Source organism: Haloferula chungangensis, assembly GCF_042664875.1.
In the GTDB taxonomy this organism is placed as follows: Bacteria; Verrucomicrobiota; Verrucomicrobiia; order Verrucomicrobiales; family Akkermansiaceae; genus Haloferula; species Haloferula chungangensis.
Window position 1 is genome coordinate 1 of sequence record NZ_JBHTBS010000068.1, and the last position, 761, is coordinate 761.

Sequence of the window (761 nt, forward strand, 5' to 3'; positions counted from 1 at the left end):
ACTTCATAGTCGATAAAACCTTCTCAGCACCCTCTATGTCGCATTTACTAGGATTAAAATCAAATCGTATAGGTTTTACGTTGTGTTCATCAGTCCACTGAAGGAACGAACCATCTTCACAATGAAATGATTTTCGATAAGGAAAAGCACTAGGTGTAACTTTTTCGATATACGAAAACGAATAATTATTTACTCTGTTTGCAAACTTTCCAGAATCTTCACCAACAACAACTAAATTATCAATCAAAACATTTTCAACGAGCAATATTTTTCCCCCTAAAAGGTAAAAGGTTTTTACCCATAACCCGGTGTTACAGAGACCGGGTAAATTTTAACGATTTTTTCAGCTTGTCCCACCGTTCCCAGTCGGCATTGACATGGAACCTTTGCCCCCTAGTAACCCCAATCCTTAGAAGGCAAGGAAAAGCACCTTACCTTCCACCGCTGCGCTAGGATATACTAGGGGACTTTTCCACGTAAATGCACCGCTGCGCTCTCCTTTTCACTGGCATGACTTCACTACCTCAATATCTTTCCATACAGCGTAAAACTCTAAGTATTTAAGGTGTCTCTCTAATCCATCCATTGTCGAAAACTCTTTTTTGAACTCCCTGGTTGGCAACTTAGTAAGAACCTCATATCCCCCACTCACGTTTTCTTGAATATCAACCTCTATCATTTAAATTAACCCCCTGTCTCTCCAACTCACTCACTATTTTCGGCAAGTTCTGAACTACTTCCTTTTCTTTGATATAATTCTC

At 39.6% G+C, this 761-nt stretch carries 1 protein-coding gene; it reads right to left on the minus strand.

What is annotated here, in order from left to right; translation table 11 throughout:
* Positions 1-265, minus strand: a 265-nt coding sequence (locus tag ACFQY0_RS21225) for a hypothetical protein (RefSeq protein WP_379717069.1), incomplete at its 3' end; no start/stop codon positions are given.
* Positions 266-761: the final 496 nt, after the last annotated feature.